This window comes from Aeromicrobium sp. Leaf272, from assembly GCF_001422865.1.
GTDB lineage: Bacteria > Actinomycetota > Actinomycetes > Propionibacteriales > Nocardioidaceae > Aeromicrobium.
Genome location: NZ_LMMY01000011.1, coordinates 446,028 through 448,510 on the forward strand (window position 1 = coordinate 446,028; position 2,483 = coordinate 448,510).

Annotated in this window: 3 protein-coding genes; 1 reads left to right on the forward strand and 2 read right to left on the reverse strand. The window is 74.4% G+C overall.

The features are described 5' to 3' along the window. The first annotated feature begins 210 nt into the window (after positions 1 to 210). On the forward strand, positions 211 to 1,413 hold the full coding sequence (locus tag ASF38_RS09290; protein WP_162237335.1) for an MFS transporter: 1,203 nt from the start codon (positions 211 to 213) through the stop codon (positions 1,411 to 1,413). Here ASF38_RS09290 and erm read toward each other — a convergent pair. Together erm and ASF38_RS17540 are read right to left on the reverse strand one after the other, a co-directional pair. Beyond that, positions 1,410 to 2,183, reverse strand: coding sequence for a 23S ribosomal RNA methyltransferase Erm (erm, locus tag ASF38_RS09295; protein ID WP_056575366.1), 774 nt, complete (start codon positions 2,181 to 2,183; stop codon positions 1,410 to 1,412). The genes ASF38_RS09290 and erm overlap by 4 nt on opposite strands. Before the next feature lie 79 nt (positions 2,184 to 2,262). Beyond that, complete coding sequence (locus ASF38_RS17540) at positions 2,263 to 2,427, reverse strand: hypothetical protein (RefSeq protein ID WP_156366867.1); 165 nt, start codon at positions 2,425 to 2,427, stop codon at positions 2,263 to 2,265. Positions 2,428 to 2,483: the final 56 nt, after the last annotated feature.

Here is a 2,483-nt window from a genome sequence, read left to right on the forward strand (position 1 = left end):
GCCTCGACCTCGACGTCATCGAGACCGAGCTGACGCTCGCCGAGGTGACGCCCCAGATGGCCGAGCTCCGCGACCTCGCCCGCGAGCAGCTGGCCGAGTCCCACGAAGCCGCTCGCGCGAGCGGCCGCTCGGTGACGCTGAAGCTCCGGTCGGCGGCCTGACCCTGCGAACGGGACCGGGCGACCCCCGCCCGGTCCTACGCTGACGCTCGTGGACCGAGCTCGCGTCGCCGTCAGCACTGGATTCCTGCTCCAGGGCTTCACCTTCGCCGCGCTCGTCACCCAGACGCCCCGCCAGCAGGACCGGTTCGGCCTCGACGAGGCGGACGTGACGCTGATCCTCGTCGTCGTCGCGGCGATCGCCGGCCTCGGCAGCGTGCTCGCCGGGATCCTCGCGACGCGACGGTCCAGTGCCGCGGCGCTCACCACGTCGCTCGTGGGCATCGGCGTGGGTGCTGCGGCCATCGGCTGGGCGCCCAGCCATCCGCTGCTGCTCGCGGGGTTCGTGGTCTACGGGATCGCGCTGGGCGGGGTGGACGCCACGATGAACATGCAAGGGGTCCGCGTGGAGGGGCTGCGCGGCCGCAGCATGATGACGGGGTTCCACGCCTGCTGGAGCATCGGCGGCATCGTGGGCGCCGGCTACGCGGCCCTGGCCTCGCGACTCGACGTCTCGGTCGCCGCGAACCTGACGATGGCGGCGGTCCTCGTCGTCGCAGCCGCGCTGGTCGTGCGTCGCGACCTGGTCGTCGACGCTCCGGGCAGCCACGTCGAGGACCTCGTCGCGGCCGCGACGGTCCGCGTGCCGTGGCGGCCGGTGCTGCTGTTCGGCCTGGTCATCTGCCTGTTCTACGCCGCCGACACCGGCACGGGGACGTGGAGCAGCGTGTACCTGGAGGACGCGATGGACGCCTCGGCCGGGCTCGTCCCGCTCGGCTACGCCGCCTACCAGGCGGGCGCCCTGGTCTCCCGTCTCTGCGGCGACCACCTGGTGCGTCGCGCGGGCGCGGCCTCGGTGGTCGCCGCCGGGACGGCGCTCGGACTGGTCGGCTACGTCGCCGTGCTCGTCGCACCGTCGGCGGTGGCCGCGGTGGTCGCCTTCTTCGTGGTCGGTCTCGGGCTCGCGGTCGTCGCGCCGCTCGGCTTCGCCGCGCTCGGTGCCGCCGTGCCGCCCGAGGCCGCCGACGCGGCGATCGCCCGGATGAACATCGCCAACTACGTGGGGGCGATCCTCGGCGGCGGTCTGATCGGAGCGGTGGCCGAGGGCGGTGGTCTGCGCTGGGCCTTCGTCGTGCCGCTGGTGCTGGTGGCACCGATCCTCCTGCTGGCGCGCTCCTTCGACCGGGCCGATCCCGCGGCGCGACGACCGGCCGACCAGACCTCCCCCGACCCGGCTCCCACCGACCCCACCTAGCCCGACGCCGACCGCCACAACGTGGCCCACTGCTCGGGGCTGACGTCGCGCGGGAACCCCCTCGGGTCCACCCCGGCACCGACGCACCACCGTCGGGTCGTCGCGACCGGTGTCGACGTGGCGCGCGCCAGCACCTCGGCGAGCCCGCGGCCACGGCCGGTGAACACGCGTCGCACCAGCTCGGCGTAGCGCCGCTGGTCCGCCGGGGGGACCAGCGGCTCCGGTCGGCGACGCACCACCAGCAGCCCACCGTCGACGCTCGGGCGTGGACGGAACGCAGCGGCCGGGACGCGGTCGTGCAGCGCGAAGGTGAACCACGGGGCCGTCTGGGCGGTCATCATGGTCGACCCACCCACACCGGCCCGCTTGCGAGCGACCTCCCACTGCACGAGCAGGACCGCATCGGTCCAGACGGGTGCTGCCAGGACCTTTCGCAGCAACGGGGTGGTGAGGTGGAAGGGCAGGTTGCCGACCACCACGCGGCTGCGGGGTCCGAACCGGTGCTGCGTGGCGTCGGCGTGCACCACCTCCACGCCCGGCAGCTCCCGACGGAGCGCGGCGACCCGGTGCTCGTCGAGCTCCACGGCGGTGAGGGGCCGACCGAGGTCGGCGAGGGGACGGGTCAGGGCACCGCGTCCGGCGCCGATCTCGAGGATCGGCCCGCGGGTGCGGCGCACGAGTCGGATGATCGCCTCGACGGTGCGAGGGTCGTGCAGGTCGTTCTGGCCGAGCTCGGCTCGGCCACCGTGCTGGGAACGGTGAGTGGGCATGCGTGAACGCTCCGTGGCGTCGTCGGGTCAGGACGCTTGCGGCGGCGCGTACGTGCGACGGTGTCGAGCAGCGGCGCCGTCAGGCGCGGCGCTCGCGGACCGTGCGGGTGGCGGCCACCATGGCCGCTCCGATCAGGGTTCCCATGGCGACCATGGTGCCAGACCCGCCGGTCGGGCTGTTGTCGCCGCCCTGGCGCCCGGTGCCCTCCCACCCCGCGCCCCGTCGCCCTGCTCCGGTCACCACGCGCCCGGTAGCCTCGCAGGGTTGCGATCCGCAACCACTCCCGACGCCATCTGAAG